This is a genomic window from Yersinia sp. SCPM-O-B-9106 (C-191), assembly GCF_026183365.1.
GTDB classification, from domain to species: Bacteria; Pseudomonadota; Gammaproteobacteria; order Enterobacterales; family Enterobacteriaceae; genus Yersinia; species Yersinia rochesterensis.
In genome coordinates, this window is sequence record NZ_CP110791.1 from 2,660,735 (window position 1) to 2,676,519 (window position 15,785).

Genomic DNA, 15,785 nt, shown 5'->3' on the forward strand with positions numbered 1-15,785 from the left:
CCTGCACTGCCCTCATATAGATGGCAGCGTAATGTTTATCCGGAGGTTATCATGATCGCCAGCAAATTCGGTATTGGGCAGCAGGTTCGCCACAGCCTACATGGCTACTTGGGTGTAGTGATTGATATCGATCCTGAATATTCTCTTGAGCCACCAGCTCCTGATGAAGTTGCAAATAATGATACTTTGCGTTCATCACCTTGGTATCACGTGGTTATTGAGGATGATGAGGGGCAACCGATACATACTTATCTGGCTGAAGCGCAGCTGACTTATGAAGATATGGATGCTCACCCGGAGCAACCTTCATTAGATGAATTGGCCGCTTCTATCCGCCATCAATTACAGGCTCCGCGCCTGCGCAACTAAGTTTTGCACTGATTGATAAAACCCGGCATTGGTTGCCGGTTTTTTTATACCCAATAGATTTCGGGCTGCAGGTAGGCGGCAACAGAATGAACCCAAGGAGTTGAGATAACTCAATGACTTGGGTAAATGATAGCAGCCAACACCCCTGCATATTGAAAGATGACGGGGATAGAAAAATTACTCTTTCTCGAGTCCTAATCGCGGGATTTCAATTTTAGGACAGCGATCCATAACAACTTTTAGCCCTGCATCTGCCGCCAATGTTGCCGCTAACTCATTAATCACACCAATTTGTAGCCACAGCACTTTGGCTCCGATAGCAATGGCTTCCTGCGCAACGCCATATGCCGCTTCAGTGTTACGAAATACATCAACCATATCAATAGGATAAGGGATGTCGGCCAATTCAGCATAAACCGGCTGACCCAATAATGTCTTCCCCGCCAATTTGGGGCTGACAGGCGTCACCTGATACCCCTGCTGTAGCAGGTAAGCCATAACACCATAGCTGGGCCGCGCAGGGTTATCACTTGCCCCCACTAATGCAATTGTCTTCACCTGTTGGAGAATGTCAGCAATGTCTTTATCGTGCATTTTCAGTTCCTCTGATGCGCTAAAAGAGTATTTCAATCCATTTGCATCCAGATGGATTTACACATGTCAGGTGATAGCAAGTGTATATCATGTAGAAAAATGATGATAAACGCCGTCTAATTGATTTGATGTAATAGGTATAGTGGGAATAACTGTTAGATTGGTTATCTAATCTTTAAAATTCATTGAGATAACATCAATATAGTTATACTGATTGTTTCAGAAAGTAAATAAATATGGGCAACCGGAAAGACTTTGACACATAATCTAGCGTGTCTGACAATATAAACGGATATCACCCTCAGGAGTAGCACATGAAAGTTGGTCTGGTGGTCGCAGGGATTCTGGCCGTTAGCTGTAGTGCTTCCGCTATAGCCACGACCTTAAAACTCGCGCCGGAAATTGACCTGTTGGTGGTCGATGGTAAAAATATGTCAGGATCCCTGCTCAAAGGGGCTGATAGCTTGGAATTAAATAATGGACAGCATCAAATATTGTTCAAAGTTGCAAAACCTCTTCCGGCTGACCCGAAGATATTATATGCCTCCCCGCCATTAGTGGTGGTATTTAACACCCGCAATATCAGCTCGGTGGCGATACAATTACCCACTCTCGAGACTGAACGAGATGCCAGCAAGTTCTCTAAAAACCCGACATATCAGCTTATAGGTGATAACGGACGGCCATTATCGGTACGCCACGATGTATTGCATCAGGATAATCTCAATACTGCTACAACCCTTGAAACAGCCATGGCCACCTATAACGTCGGGCAATTCAGCGCTTCGGTTCCGTCTTTTGCCAAGATCCCGCCATCACCGGTGAGTGCTGTGCCAGGAACAACAATCGCAGTTGCGGGCACGAATACCGCCCAGAAAAAGACCAATTTACAAGGTGAGAATGTGGCAGAACAAATGCTGCAATATTGGTTCCTACAAACCGATGCCGAAACGCAACAGCGTTTTCTACTGTGGGCTAAAAAACAATCCACAAAGTAGTGAGGTAGAACCAAGGGCGTTCTTAAACATCAGGTTATGCTTGTCCCCTCGCATTTCTTGGCGTTACCCCTATGCACAAAATCGCCATTTCAGTAATCTGTCTGCAAACCGCTGGCACTCATACCCTAAATAACTCGAGTTGCAGGAAGGCGGCAACTGAGTGAATCCCCAAGAGCTTACACCAGTAAGTGATTGGGGTGAGCGAAGGCAGCCAACGCCCATGCAGCTTGAAGTATGACGGGTACATTGAAGGAAAACTTGATGGAACTCACCACCCGCACTATTGCGGCACGTAAACACATTGCACTGGTTTCCCACGACCATTGCAAAAAATCTCTGCTCGAATGGGTCATGGAAAACAGAGATCTTTTGGCACAGCACGAACTTTATGCAACGGGCACCACCGGAAACCTGGTACAGAAAGCAACGGGGATTGATGTCCGCTGCTTGCTCAGTGGCCCAATGGGGGGTGACCAAGAAGTTGGAGCGCTGATATCTGAGAAGAAAATTGATATTTTGATTTTCTTCTGGGACCCACTCAATGCTGTACCACATGACCCAGATGTCAAAGCCCTGCTACGTTTGGCGACAGTGTGGAATATTCCGGTCGCGACCAACCGCTCTACCGCCGATTTCTTGATTGGCTCCATCTTATTTAGCAGTGAAGTGACCATTGCGATACCGGATTATGAGCGCTACTTACAGCAACGCCTGAAATAATCATTAGGCTCGGGGGCGATAACTGGACTGATACCATACCTCGTCACTCTTCAAGCTGCATGGGCGTTGGCTGCCTTCGCTCACCCCAGTTACTTACTTATGTAAGCTCCTGGGGACTCGTGAGCCTCAGCGATGAGGCTCACCCTACGGGCAGCATAAATGCTGTTCAAATCGGTTCCCGACCGATTTGTCGCTCAATTGCCGCCTTCCTGCAATTCGAATTATTTAGGGGATTCCCCCTGGGCTTTATTTTTAACAAAAAACTGCACATGTAAATTTTTCATGCAATGACATTCTAGGGTTTGCGCTGAGTTGACACTCCTAACTCGCTAAGTTGATTAACAAAAATAGAGGGGTTAGCCGTATCTTGTAGTAGCCAAACCTGATGTTTTGCTCGCGTCATGGCGACATACAGCAAACGCCGTTCTTCCGCATCAGGGAAATCTTCAGGGGCCGGTAGCAACACATCCTCCAAAATTGACTCGCGCGCCGCTGCCGGGAAACCATCACTCCCGTCATGTAAACCAACAATAATCACATAATCTGCTTGTTGACCTTTGCTGGCATGAATCGTCATAAAATCAATGGTTAACTTCGGCCAGCGGGTGGACACCTTTTGCAAAATTGCTGGCCGCAAATGATGATAGCGGGCCAAAATAAGAATGCGCTCATCATCCTTAACAAAACCACTTAACTTATCCAATAGCGATTCCAGCTGTTCATTCGGCAAAATAGTCACTGACTTTTTATTACCTTTACTCAAGCTGTTCAGTGGTTTTTTCAATTGGTATGGATTCTGTTGAATAAACCGGTTAGCAATTTCACCAATCCTGTCATTAAAACGATAGGTGGTATCCAATGCGCACTCAGCGCCCTCACCAAAATTCTGGCTAAAAGCCGTTGTGAGAGAAAGTTCTGCGCCGCTGAACCGGTAAATAGCCTGCCAATCATCCCCAACCGCAAACAGGCAAGTTTGCTTATTTTGTTTACGCAAAGCAGTCAATAACATGGCGCGCTGTGGCGAAACATCCTGAAACTCATCGACTAATATGTGTTTCCACGGGCTAACAAACCGCCCTTTTTCCAGCAAGTTAACAGCCTGATGAATCAGCCCGGAGAAATCAACTGCCCCCTCTTCTTTCAGCGCTGCTTTCCATGCTTTCAGTAACGGTGCCATTAGTCGGATACGTTTTTGGAAGAGATCTCGCACTTCTTCATCAGCCTGCTCAATCATTTCGGCCTGACTACCGCCGTGCATACGCATCAACCCTAACCAACGTTCAAGCCGCCCAGCCAGCCGGGCTGCAAGGCGCGAATCACGCCAAAACTCGCCATCATCGACTTCCCACGCCAACTCATCCGTTAGCCATTCTCGCCACCCTTTAGCCTGCGCCTTTTTTTCACTGCACTGCTGCTGCCAATGTTTGATCAACAGCGACCGTCTGGCTTGGCTGTCAGATTCAAGTTGACTAATCACTGGCGTTTTACGGCTACCTTGCTGGATTATCTGCAACGCAAGTGCATGGAAAGTTTTGGCTTGAATATCATCCACACCAAGCCGTTGCTTGATGCGGCTGTTCATTTCATCGGCAGCCTGACGGCCAAAAGCGAGGAGTAAAATTTGCTCCGGCAGTGCTTCATTACGGCGCAGTAACCAACCCGCTCGCGCAACCAGCACCGAGGTTTTGCCGCTGCCAGCACCGGCCAGCACCAATACCGAATCTTCGCCGTTGACGACCGCCCGACTTTGCGACTCATTGAGGGGCGAAGTTTCTACGCTCTGGAAGAAATCTTGATGTTCTTCCAACATGCGATGAGTCCATTGCTGATTGCGACGATCAACACTGCGGTTACCCTGATCCAGCCAGCGCAAGCAAAGCTCATAATCGGCGCGGCAAGAATCAAACTCGGTTAAACGCTGAACCGGGATCGGCAATGACGTGAAAGCTTCGCGAATAGACGCCTGCACCTGACTTAACTCACTGCGTTTAAACCATTTATCCTGCTGCTCAATTCGCTTAATTAATTCAACTTGTTTATGTAAAACCTCAACACAAACCAGGCTCATCTCCTCACTCCATTGCTGCCAGATGCCCAGTAAATGATGATAGAAACGTTGCGTTTCCTGCCATTCGGTACCATGCAAGCGCACAACTTGCTGATTCGGCAATTCAAACTCCATCTCGCCCCAGACAATACCGCGCTTACATTGAATGTTAACCAACTGGTTGAAAGGAATCAGGTATTGATGTTTATCACCGCATACTTCGATGCCCGCATTCAGCAAGCGAACCCGGTTATAAGGATGCTGAGCCAGATGCTTGCCAAAAGATGTCGCTTTAAGTTCCATATCTGCGCGCCATTACTCGTATTAAGTGAATTGAAATAACATGATGGAGTGTAAATAAAATAATTGAGTTTAAACAACAGGTATCCGATAGTTAACAAAGGAAACTAACCGGTGCTATGCGTATAGAATAGCTAACGCCAGTTATCACTCACCCGCATTGCGGTTTTTATTCAGCCAGGTAGATTAATCACTATGCGTACTGTATTGAATATTCTTAATTTTGTTTTAGATGGTTTCTTCACCACATTGGGTTGGTTATTGGCCACCGTGGTCAGTGTCATGCTGATTTTCACCTTACCATTAACTCGCTCTTGCTGGGAGATTACCAAGTTATCATTTCTCCCTTATGGCAATGAGGCGATCCATGTCAATGAATTATACCCAGAAAAAAGTAATCCTCTGTTATCCGCCAGTGGTTCCTTACTGAATATCGTTTGGTTTATTTTATTTGGTTGGTGGCTATGTTTATCACATATTGCAACCGGAATTGTGCAATGTATCACCATAATTGGTATTCCCGTCGGAATTGCCAATTTTAAGATTGCCGCTATTGCGTTATGGCCAGTAGGCCGCCGTGTCGTTTCTGTCGAAATGGCGCAACAGGCAAGAATGGCTAATGCTCAACGCCAGTATCAGCAACGCTGAATTTTCTGTTTTTAGAGGTTTTTTGTGCTCACTTTCGTCACTGGTTTACGCCGTTATATCTACAATAGCAGCCTGCTTTATCATGTTCGTATCTTTATCGCGTTGGTGGGTGTAACGGCGGTTCCTTGGTGGATTGAGCAGCCCAAACTGACAATCCCCCTAACTCTCGGTGTCGTGGCCGCAGCATTAACTGATCTTGATGACCGCCTGGCTGGGCGGTTGCGCAATCTATTCATCACACTGATTTGCTTTTTTATCGCATCAGCCTCTATTGAACTGTTATTTCCTTATCCTTGGCTCTTTGCCCTTGGCCTGACTTTTTCAACCTGTGGCTTTATCTTGCTGGGCGCCTTAGGCCAACGTTATGCCACTATCGCCTTTGGTGCCTTGTTAATTGCTATCTACACCATGTTGGGCACTTCGATGTACCATATTTGGTATCAGCAACCTTTGCTACTGATACTCGGTGCCGTCTGGTATAACGTGCTGACCCTATGTGGACACCTTATTTTCCCTATCCGACCCTTACAGGATAATTTGGCCCGCTGCTATCAACACCTGGCTCAATACCTGGAAGCAAAAGCCAACCTATTTGATCCTGATATTGAATCTGAGGTTAACCAGCCGCTTATTGATGTTGCAATGGCCAATAGCACATTAGTCTCGACACTGAATCAAGCCAAAACCTCACTTGTTACGCGGCTGAAAGGCGATCGCGGCCAGCGCGAAACACGACGAACCCTCCACTATTATTTTGTGGCGCAAGATATTCATGAACGCGCCAGTTCATCCCATGTTCAATATCAAATATTGCGCGAAAAATTCCGCTACAGCGACGTGTTATTCCGCTTTCAACGTCTGCTGAACATGCAATCCCGAGCTTGTGTGCAACTGTCGCAATCAATTCTCATGAGACAGAAATATCAGCATGACCCGCGTTTCGAACGGGCGTTTACTTTCCTGGATGCAGCCCTTGCCAGAGAATTAGCTCAAAACGAGAATGTGCCGCAAGTTAAAGCGCTTTCCCATTTGCTCAAAAACCTGCGGGCCATTGATGCCCAATTAGCGGGGATTGAATCAGAGCAAGTCCTTGCTGAAGGGCCACAACCTGAAAGCCGCCTATCTGACGACCGTATCACCGGATGGAGCGATATAAAATTGCGGATCAGCCGCCATCTGACCCCACAGTCCGCACTTTTCCGCCACGCTGTCCGCATGTCAGTAGTACTCTGCGTGGGTTATGCATTTATTCAACTGACCGGCATGCGACACGGTTATTGGATTTTACTGACCAGCCTTTTTGTCTGCCAACCCAACTACAATGCAACCAGGCGTCGCCTGGCGCTGCGCATCATTGGCACCTTGGCGGGTATCCTGATCGGACTACCAATCCTCTATTTCGTCCCTTCCATTGAGGGCCAGTTAATCCTAATTGTCATTACCGGCGTGCTGTTTTTTGCTTTCCGCAATGTTCAGTATGCCCACGCGACGATGTTCATTACGTTGCTGGTTTTGTTGTGTTTTAACTTACTCGGAGAGGGATTTGAGGTTGCTGCACCCCGCGTGTTTGACACCTTGCTCGGTTGCGCAATTGCCTGGGTCGCGGTGAGTTTTATCTGGCCAGACTGGAAATTCCGCCAACTTCCCGCCGTAGTTCGTAGAACACTTAATGCGAACTGCCGCTATCTGGATGCTATCTTAGTGCAATATTATCAAGGTAGAGATAATAGTTTGCCTTACCGTATTGCCCGCCGTGATGCTCATAATTGCGATGCCGAATTGGCTTCCGTCATTTCAAATATGTCAGCAGAGCCCAAGAACGACAAAGAAACTCAGGAAGCCGCATTTCGTTTACTTTGTCTCAACCACACTATGCTCAGTTATATATCTGCGCTAGGCGCTCATCGTGAAAAGCTGACCAATACAGCTACGCTGAGGTTGCTCAACGATGCTATTTGTTATGTTGAAGGTACACTTGAGCAAGAACAACCCGACAGTATAAAAATGGCGCAAGTGTTAGCCGGCTTATCAACCCGGCTACAGAGCTGTAATCCTGAGCCGGAGAGCAAAGATCAATTGGTATTACAACAGATTGGCTTATTGCTTGAACTATTACCTGAACTCAGTGAGCTCAATAAACGTATCGGCCACACTGGCTAATTGAACCCAGGGCCAGTTTCTATCAATGGCCCTTCTTTATGCTGTTTCATATTGTGAAACATCGTCTGTGCGAATGTGCATTTCAAACCATTCAATAAGTTCACTGCGCATTATGAGGGGCAGCGCAGCATAGTGATGGCCACTGATCGCCCCAGCAAGAGCCAATAAAACATTCACGCCAAGTGAACACCTCAACGTACGCAACTTCAAATAACAGCGCTTAGCCCCTTCAAACCTCAATTCCGCTACACTCTTGATACCGACTTTCCATAATAGTCGCTCGAGGCTGGCACTGAGGTTAGGTAAGTCTTTCAACCGAACTGGCGGGCATTTTTTGCTTAAAACTTCAGATTTAGCCCCTTGATAGGCCTGTTTTACAAAATGGCGTAGTGCGAGGTCGTCATCCCACAAGAGAGAGTCCACCCAATAATAACGCAATAAAATAGGAATCCCCCGCTTGGCATAAACAAGATTGGTCATTTCTCTGGCACGAAATAAATTTTCAACCCTGTCATTTGCACGTAAATACAGCTCCCCCTCAGAAACCACTGAAAACATAATGCCATTGGCTAGCAACCCATAACCGCCAAATTGTGAGCGAGCCGTAATTTTCCCTAAAAAATCAAAGCGATTCTGTGCTTGTCTTATCTTATTCTCTGATATGTTTTTCATCACTACTCCTTTAGTAAAAATCCGATCCAACGTCCCTATCCAGTTGTAATAAGTGTAAGAGGAACAACTAATTAGAAAATACGCAATATGGATAACAGAGCCAAACACAAAATCAGTTTTCATGTATTTTCATCACAATAATGCGAAGCATCTTGTAAAAATTTAGTTGATCTTCGAACAAACAGTGACTACTGTATATACATACAGCACACTACAGGCGAGGTTCATAATGCGTACTCAATCACTAAAACCTTATAATGCTAATCATCATTCTCTTGCTACCCGTGATGTATCGCAACGAGTTGATACTCAAACGGATAGTGGCCTTATCAGTGAACTTGTGTACAGTGAAAACCAGTCTGCAGTAGCACAATTATTGCTTCCTTTATTACAACAGCTCGGTAAACAATCTCGATGGCTTCTATGGTTAACCCCACAACAGAAATTGAGCCGTTTATGGCTACAGCAATCGGGGTTACCAATAACTAAAGTCGTTCAGGCGAGGCAAATCAATCCATTATCAACTGTTGATGCTATGGAAAAAGCGCTGTTAACAGGAAATTACAGTGTTGTTCTTGGTTGGCTACCCGAGTTATCAGAAAATGACCGCATCAGATTGCGTTTGGCGGCAAAATTAGGGAACGCTTATGGGTTTGTTATGCGTCCTTTAGAAGACACAAAACTCGATCAAGGACAGTGCGCAACGTTAAAAATTCATTCTTCTTTGTATCATTAAGTAAATTTAGGATTTATCCCATGAATTATTACAATATTTAGGGCTTACTCCTGATAAATCGACATAAAGCGAGTCAGAATGCGGCTCACAGTAGAAAATAACGTCTACAAAAAGAGCCTTTTTACGGCTAAATCGTTAAAGATTATGCACAATTTCGGTTTTTTTTCAGTCAGAATATCACATCACACTTGTAACTTTCTCGCCACGTTGTAGACTTTACATCGCCAAGGTTGCTCTAAAACGCCAAATTATACTGGCAGCGTAATTAACGGGAGCGTTAAAACCTTGACGAAGAATTTTAACCAAGGGCTTAGCTTTTAAAGCTCATTGCCTATTTGGATGATAACGAGGCGTAAAATGAAAAAGACAGCTATCGCATTAGCAGTGGCACTGGCTGGTTTCGCTACAGTAGCGCAAGCCGCACCGAAAGATAACACCTGGTACACCGGTGGCAAACTGGGCTGGTCTCAGTATCAAAATACTGGCACTGGCGGTATCTATGGCGACCAAGGCAATGACGGTCCAACTCATAAAGACCAATTAGGTGCTGGTGCGTTCTTGGGTTACCAAGCAAACCAATACCTGGGCTTTGAAATGGGATACGACTGGCTTGGCCGTATGCCTTACAAAGGCGACGTTCGTAACGGCGACTTTAAAGCACAAGGCGTTCAACTGGCTGCAAAACTGAGCTACCCAATTGCTCAGGACCTGGACCTGTACACCCGTCTGGGTGGTATGGTTTGGCGTGCAGACTCCAGCGCGTTTAACGCAGCTTCTGGCACACGTTTGAACAACCATGACACCGGTGTTTCTCCATTGGTAGCTCTGGGTGCTGAATACGCATGGACCAAGAACTGGGCAACCCGTATGGAATACCAATGGGTTAGCAACATCGGTGATAAAGCTACCGTTGGTGCTCGTCCAGACAACGGCATGCTGAGCGTAGGTGTTTCTTACCGTTTCGGTCAGGAAGATGCAGTAGCTCCAGTAGTTGCTCCAGCACCAGCACCAGCTCCAGTTGTTGACACTAAGCGTTTCACTCTGAAATCAGACGTGTTGTTCGCTTTCAACAAGTCAACTCTGAAAGCAGAAGGCCAGCAAGCTCTGGATCAACTGTACTCACAGCTGAGCTCTATCGATCCTAAAGACGGTTCTGTAGTTGTTCTGGGCTTCGCTGACCGTATCGGTCAACCAGCTCCTAACTTAGCTCTGTCTCAGCGTCGTGCTGACAGCGTACGTGATTACCTGGTTTCTAAAGGTATCCCTGCTGACAAAATCACCGCTCGCGGTGAAGGCCAAGCAAACCCAGTTACAGGCAACACCTGTGACAACGTGAAACCACGTGCTGCTCTGATTGAGTGCCTGGCACCAGATCGTCGCGTAGAGATCGAAGTTAAAGGCTACAAAGAAGTTGTAACTCAGCCACAGGCTTAAGTTTACTCCTTTCGTAAAAAACCCCGCATTGCGGGGTTTTTTTTATCATGCAATTAAGAAAAATCGAGTCATATCCTGTTTTCTTAATTGCAGTATTTTAGCTACGTTAATATTGAGTTACACCTAGTCATATCAAATGTCTTTACTGAGAATATCCTGCAAGTCCTGTTTCAACGATGACATCTGGCTCTTATACTTCTCTTTACGCTCAGCATCTTCAATTAACTGAACAACAGTCTCTGATAGAGTATTGCCTCGACGCCTTGCCAAGGCCGCCAAACGTTGCCACACCAAAAACTCCAGATCGATTGATTTCTTGCGAGTATGTTGGTGCTCCGCATTAAAATGCCGCTTACGCCTGGCACGGATAGTCTGCTTCATCCTGTTAGCCAGTTGCACATTCATGTGAATATCAATCCACTCCAACACTTTCACTGGTTCACTTTCCAGTTTCATCAACTGCTCGACAGCATCCTGAGCCGCACTGTTTTCTATATGGCGCGTAATGGCTTCACCTTCACGGTGTTTTTTAACCAAATAGGTCCATTTCCAACCACTTTCTAGATTTTCCAGTTGTTGATATTTCATTCTGAACTCTTCAGTGACCGCGTAACTTAACTTAAGCATAACAGTTTTACGCAGAATTTCACCCTACTAAAAGCACATGATTAGATTGTTTTTTGTACTAAACACTACCGATATCTTACTCCTTGCCACCAACTGCTACTCTACATATATGCAGCCTGCTTTATTCTTGTATAATCGCCCTTTCCCTTTTTGACGATTGCATCTATCACTTTGACCAATAACAGACTTGAATGGCAGTCGCTGCTGCCGAACACAGCGCCATATGAAGCGTTATTTGCTACAGCCTCCCAGTTGGAGCCTGTTTCTTTTTCGGCGATTCAACCGCGGCTCGAAAATGGCATGACGCTATTCTGTCATCCACAGTCACGTCCGCGTTTTATGCTGATCAAAGCACAGGAAAGCACTGAGTATCTGACATTGATCGCTCAAGCTGTTAAAGAGCTCCAGCCTGATGCTTCAGCACTGTTTGGCGGAGACTACCTCGTGCATGGCCACCAGGTCAGTTGGCAACCCGCTCAACGCGGTGACGAACCCTTTGCGGCAGTTTCACGCTGTCTCTACCAAGAATGGGTCGAACCCGAACAACTGTTTGGTTGTGTCAGATGGCATAAAGATCAAATAAATCTACAACCCGGTTTAGTGCATCAAGCTAATGGCGGTGTATTGATCTTGTCGGTACGGGTATTACAAGCTCAACCTTTGATGTGGCTGCGCCTGAAACAGATGATAGTTCAACAGCGCTTCGACTGGTTGTCGCCTGATGAAACCCGTCCTCTACCAGTACATATCCCCTCAATGCCACTGGACCTGCGCTTGATTCTGGTTGGCGATCGTCTTGGTTTGGCTGATTTCCACGATATGGAACCTGAACTAGGCGAATTGGCTATTTACGGCGAGTTCGAAGTCGAGCTGCCGCTGGTCGATATTGATGGCATGACATTGTGGTGCGGTTATATCAATTCGCTGTTGCAACAGAAACAGTTACCTTCGTTATCTGCTGATGCCTGGCTGGTGCTATTCCGTCAAGCGGTGCGTTATAGCGGTGATCAAGGAAGCCTGCCTTTATGTCCGCAATGGCTTACTAGCCAACTGGCAGAGGCTGCACTCTATGCCGAAGAGAACACCATCACAGCCAATACGCTAGAAGTTGCGCTGAATGCCCGTGATTGGCGTAATAGTTACCTCGCTGAACGGATGCAAGATGAAATAGAGCTTGGGCAAATTCTGATTGAAACCGAAGGTCAGGTTGTTGGCCAGATTAATGGTCTGTCAGTATTGGAATATCCTGGGCATCCTTACGCCTTTGGTGAACCAGCACGTATCAGCTGTGTAGTCCATTTAGGCGATGGCGAATTTGTTGATGTGGAACGTAAAGCTGAATTAGGCGGTAATATTCATGCTAAAGGCATGATGATTATGCAGGCGTTCTTGATTTCAGAACTGGAACTTGATCAGCCACTACCCTTCTCCGCCTCGATTGTTTTTGAACAATCTTATGGTGAAGTTGATGGCGATAGTGCATCACTGGCAGAACTTTGCGCGCTGATCAGCGCCCTTTCACAACAACCGATCAATCAGCAAATCGCTGTTACAGGTTCTGTTGACCAATTTGGTAATGTGCAGCCTATTGGTGGTGTGAATGAAAAGATCGAAGGTTTCTTCGAAGCTTGTCAGCGCCGCGGGCTAACGGGTAATCAGGGGGTTATTTTACCTGCCACTAATGTCCGCCATTTATGTCTGAATCAAGCAGTGATTGATGCGGTGCAGCAAGGCCAGTTCCATTTATGGGCTGTTGATACCGCCGCAGAAGCATTACCGTTGTTAACCGGCGTGGTTTATGCCGATGAGCAACAACCTAGCTTATTGGGTATAATTCAAGAACGAATCTCACAAGTCAATCCGCAAGACAGACACCGTTGGCCATGGCCATTACGTTGGCTGAACTGGTTTAACCAGGGCTGATCGGACTTGTTCAGCGTACAGGTGTACGCTATTGTGCGCACTTCATTAAAATAAGGCTTACTGAGAACATGGTAGATAAACGCGAATCCTATACAAAAGAAGACCTTGAAGCATCAGGCCGTGGCGAGCTGTTTGGCGCTGGCGGTCCACCATTGCCAGCAGGAAATATGTTAATGATGGATCGTGTCGTCAAAATGACAGAAGACGGCGGCACCTATGGCAAAGGTTATGTGGAAGCGGAACTGGATATTAATCCGGACCTATGGTTCTTCGGTTGCCACTTTATTGGTGACCCGGTAATGCCTGGCTGCTTGGGCCTTGATGCTATGTGGCAATTGGTTGGTTTCTATCTTGGCTGGTTGGGTGGCGAAGGCAAAGGCCGCGCACTCGGTGTCGGTGAAGTGAAATTTACCGGGCAAGTTCTGCCAGATGCCAAAAAAGTGACATACCGTATTAATTTTAAACGTATTATTATGCGTAAACTGATTATGGGTGTGGCTGATGGCGAAGTATTAGTTGATGGCAAAGTCATTTATACCGCCACCGACTTGAAAGTGGGCCTGTTTAAAGACACTGCTGCTTTCTAATACTTCTGGTGCAGGGGCTGTTAACCCCCTGCACCATTATTATGATGCCAATGGCATTTTTTTAAACATTAGTCACTACAATAAATGTAGTGACTAATGTTTAGCTTTGGCGGCAGCTCTCTATGCCCACAAAAATCATCCTAGGAGTGATATGCAAAGAACTCACTTTCAAGATATGCCTTGCCCGGTGGCGCGCTCTCTCGAACGGGTAGGCGAATGGTGGAGCATACTGATCATCCGTGATGCTTTTCAGGGGTTAACACGGTTTGATGAATTTCAGCAAAGTTTGCAGCTTTCACCCACGATCCTCACCCGCCGCCTTAAATATTTGGTGGAAAGTGGCATCCTGAAGAAACAGCTTTATCATTCTCGCCCCGCCCGCTATGAATACTTATTGACTGAACGTGGTAATGATTTCTTCCCAGTGATCGCTGCCTTGTTTCATTGGGGTAATCAACATTTTGCGCCGGATGGCCCGGCAGCCATACTCACCGATCGCCGGAGCGGTGCCCCTGTCGAACCCATATTACTGGACAATGCGACTCGACGACCTATCTGTGCAGAGGATGTCACCCTCGCGGCAGGTTCGGTCAGGAGCGATATAATTAATAAACGGTTGGCATTGATGCGTGAGAAAAACTCAACCAATGCCAAGTATTCCCCCCATTCAATTGAGTCTCCAAAGGAAAAATAATGAATATGCGCCGTGTAGTAATTACAGGAATGGGTGTGGTTTCCCCATTAGGCTGCGGTATCGACGCTGTATGGCGGCGTCTATTAGCCGGGAAATCGGGTATCCGTATTCTGCCAGACGAAATTGTAGGTGATTTACCGGCAAAGATTGGTGGGCAAGTTCCCACAATTGCAGACGATCCTGAAGCTGGCTTTGATCCTGATAAAGCTGTTGCACCGAAAGATCAAAAGAAAATGGATCGTTTTATTGAGTTTGCTATGGCCGCGGCAGATGAAGCCATTGCCCATGCTGGCTGGCAAGCCGATAGTGAAGATAAGCAAGAGCGCACCGCGACTATCATTGGTTCGGGTATTGGCGGTTTTCCTTCCATCGCCAATGCGGTGCGTACCACGGATAGCCGTGGGCCAAAGCGCCTCTCCCCTTTCACCGTGCCCTCATTTCTGGTGAATCTGGCCGCTGGTCATGTCTCCATCAAACATCATTTCAAAGGGCCGATTGGTGCGCCAGTCACTGCCTGTGCAGCTGGAGTTCAGGCGATCGGCGATGCAGTGCGTTTGATCCGCAATGATGAAGCTGATATTGCTTTGTGCGGTGGTGCTGAAGCCGCGATTGATAAAGTCAGTCTGGCGGGCTTTGCGGCCGCACGCGCATTATCAACCGGTTCTAATCATGCGCCCGAAAAAGCCTCTCGGCCATTCGACAGTGCCCGGGATGGCTTTGTGATGGGTGAAGGTGCCGGTTTGCTGATTATTGAAGAGCTGGAACATGCTCTGGCGCGGGGCGCAAAACCATTAGCAGAGATTGTCGGCTACGGCACCAGTGCCGATGCCTACCATATGACCTCGGGTGCGGAAGACGGTGACGGTGCATATCGTGCAATGAAAATTGCATTACGTCAGGCGGGAATAACTCCTGCACAGGTTCAGCATCTCAATGCTCATGCAACCTCAACGCCGGTAGGCGATTTGGGTGAAATCAATGCCATTAAGCACTTGTTTGGTGAGGGTAATACACTAGCGGTAACCTCAACAAAATCGGCCACTGGCCACTTGCTAGGTGCTGCTGGCGGGTTGGAAACTATCTTCACCGTGCTAGCATTACGTGACCAAATCGTGCCGGCAACACTTAATCTGGAAAATCTGGATCCAGCGGCTCAAGGGCTGAATGTAATTGCAGGTCAAGCACAGCCTCATGAAATGACCTATGCACTGTCAAATGGTTTTGGTTTTGGTGGTGTGAATGCCAGCATCCTACTGAAGCGCTGGGCTGAATAGCC

The 15,785-nt window shown here is 46.8% G+C and carries 15 protein-coding genes; 11 read left to right on the forward strand and 4 right to left on the reverse strand.

The genetic code is table 11. The features are described 5' to 3' along the window. The first annotated feature begins 51 nt into the window (after positions 1-51). Entirely contained in the window at positions 52-369 is a 318-nt protein-coding gene (hspQ, locus tag OP863_RS12335; RefSeq protein ID WP_050115704.1) for a heat shock protein HspQ, read from the forward strand. 177 nt (positions 370-546) lie between these two features. Here the strand turns inward: hspQ and OP863_RS12340 are convergent, their stop codons facing one another. Next, positions 547-963 carry a CoA-binding protein gene (locus OP863_RS12340; RefSeq protein ID WP_038632187.1) on the reverse strand — a complete coding sequence of 139 codons (417 nt, stop codon included), beginning with the start codon at positions 961-963 and terminating at the stop codon, positions 547-549. A 314-nt stretch (positions 964-1,277) separates the two neighbouring features. On the opposite strand from OP863_RS12340, the gene OP863_RS12345 reads away from it, so the two are divergent. Beyond that, complete coding sequence (locus OP863_RS12345) at positions 1,278-1,961, forward strand: DUF2057 family protein (protein WP_038632185.1); 684 nt, start codon at positions 1,278-1,280, stop codon at positions 1,959-1,961. 261 nt (positions 1,962-2,222) lie between these two features. Beyond that, positions 2,223-2,681, forward strand: a complete 459-nt coding sequence (locus OP863_RS12350; RefSeq protein ID WP_038632183.1) for a methylglyoxal synthase — start codon at positions 2,223-2,225, stop codon at positions 2,679-2,681. Positions 2,682-2,976: 295 nt separating this feature from the next. Here OP863_RS12350 and helD read toward each other — a convergent pair whose 3' ends face one another. Next, a complete protein-coding gene (helD, locus tag OP863_RS12355; RefSeq protein WP_145589850.1) occupies positions 2,977-5,031 on the reverse strand; it encodes a DNA helicase IV in 2,055 nt (684 codons plus the stop codon). A gap of 192 nt (positions 5,032-5,223) precedes the next feature. On the opposite strand from helD, the gene OP863_RS12360 reads away from it, so the two are divergent. Together OP863_RS12360 and yccS are read left to right on the forward strand one after the other, a co-directional pair. Continuing rightward, on the forward strand, positions 5,224-5,676 hold the full coding sequence (locus tag OP863_RS12360) for a YccF domain-containing protein (RefSeq protein ID WP_265525350.1): 453 nt from the start codon (positions 5,224-5,226) through the stop codon (positions 5,674-5,676). A 24-nt stretch (positions 5,677-5,700) separates the two neighbouring features. Beyond that, positions 5,701-7,836: a YccS family putative transporter gene (gene yccS / locus OP863_RS12365; RefSeq protein ID WP_038632178.1), complete on the forward strand. Its 2,136-nt coding sequence runs from the start codon at positions 5,701-5,703 to the stop codon at positions 7,834-7,836. 36 nt (positions 7,837-7,872) lie between these two features. Here yccS and OP863_RS12370 read toward each other — a convergent pair whose 3' ends face one another. Beyond that, the gene (locus OP863_RS12370; RefSeq protein WP_038632176.1) at positions 7,873-8,508 is read right to left on the reverse strand and encodes a TfoX/Sxy family DNA transformation protein; all 636 of its coding nucleotides are present in this window, start codon (positions 8,506-8,508) and stop codon (positions 7,873-7,875) included. 229 nt (positions 8,509-8,737) lie between these two features. Here OP863_RS12370 and sulA point away from each other — a divergent pair, with 229 nt between their 5' ends. After that, positions 8,738-9,244, forward strand: coding sequence for an SOS-induced cell division inhibitor SulA (gene sulA, locus OP863_RS12375; RefSeq protein WP_265525351.1), 507 nt, complete (start codon positions 8,738-8,740; stop codon positions 9,242-9,244). Between the two features lie 357 nt (positions 9,245-9,601). Then, entirely contained in the window at positions 9,602-10,678 is a 1,077-nt protein-coding gene (gene ompA / locus OP863_RS12380; protein WP_038632172.1) for a porin OmpA, read from the forward strand. A gap of 132 nt (positions 10,679-10,810) precedes the next feature. On the opposite strand, the gene matP is transcribed toward ompA, so the two are convergent. Further along, positions 10,811-11,266: a macrodomain Ter protein MatP gene (gene matP / locus OP863_RS12385; protein WP_038632170.1), complete on the reverse strand. Its 456-nt coding sequence runs from the start codon at positions 11,264-11,266 to the stop codon at positions 10,811-10,813. A gap of 210 nt (positions 11,267-11,476) precedes the next feature. Between matP and OP863_RS12390 the strand changes: the two genes are divergently transcribed. From OP863_RS12390 to fabF, 4 genes are all read left to right on the forward strand, one after another. After that, the gene (locus OP863_RS12390) at positions 11,477-13,228 is read left to right on the forward strand and encodes a Lon protease family protein (RefSeq protein ID WP_265525352.1); all 1,752 of its coding nucleotides are present in this window, start codon (positions 11,477-11,479) and stop codon (positions 13,226-13,228) included. A 68-nt stretch (positions 13,229-13,296) separates the two neighbouring features. Continuing rightward, positions 13,297-13,815, forward strand: coding sequence for a bifunctional 3-hydroxydecanoyl-ACP dehydratase/trans-2-decenoyl-ACP isomerase (gene fabA / locus OP863_RS12395; RefSeq protein WP_004873784.1), 519 nt, complete (start codon positions 13,297-13,299; stop codon positions 13,813-13,815). Between the two features lie 151 nt (positions 13,816-13,966). Continuing rightward, entirely contained in the window at positions 13,967-14,509 is a 543-nt protein-coding gene (locus OP863_RS12400; protein ID WP_145591473.1) for a winged helix-turn-helix transcriptional regulator, read from the forward strand. Next, positions 14,509-15,783 (forward strand): beta-ketoacyl-ACP synthase II, encoded by a 1,275-nt coding sequence (gene fabF, locus OP863_RS12405; protein WP_145591474.1) that lies wholly within the window; start codon positions 14,509-14,511, stop codon positions 15,781-15,783. Before OP863_RS12400 ends, fabF begins: the two co-directional genes overlap by 1 nt. The last annotated feature ends 2 nt before the right edge of the window (positions 15,784-15,785 follow it).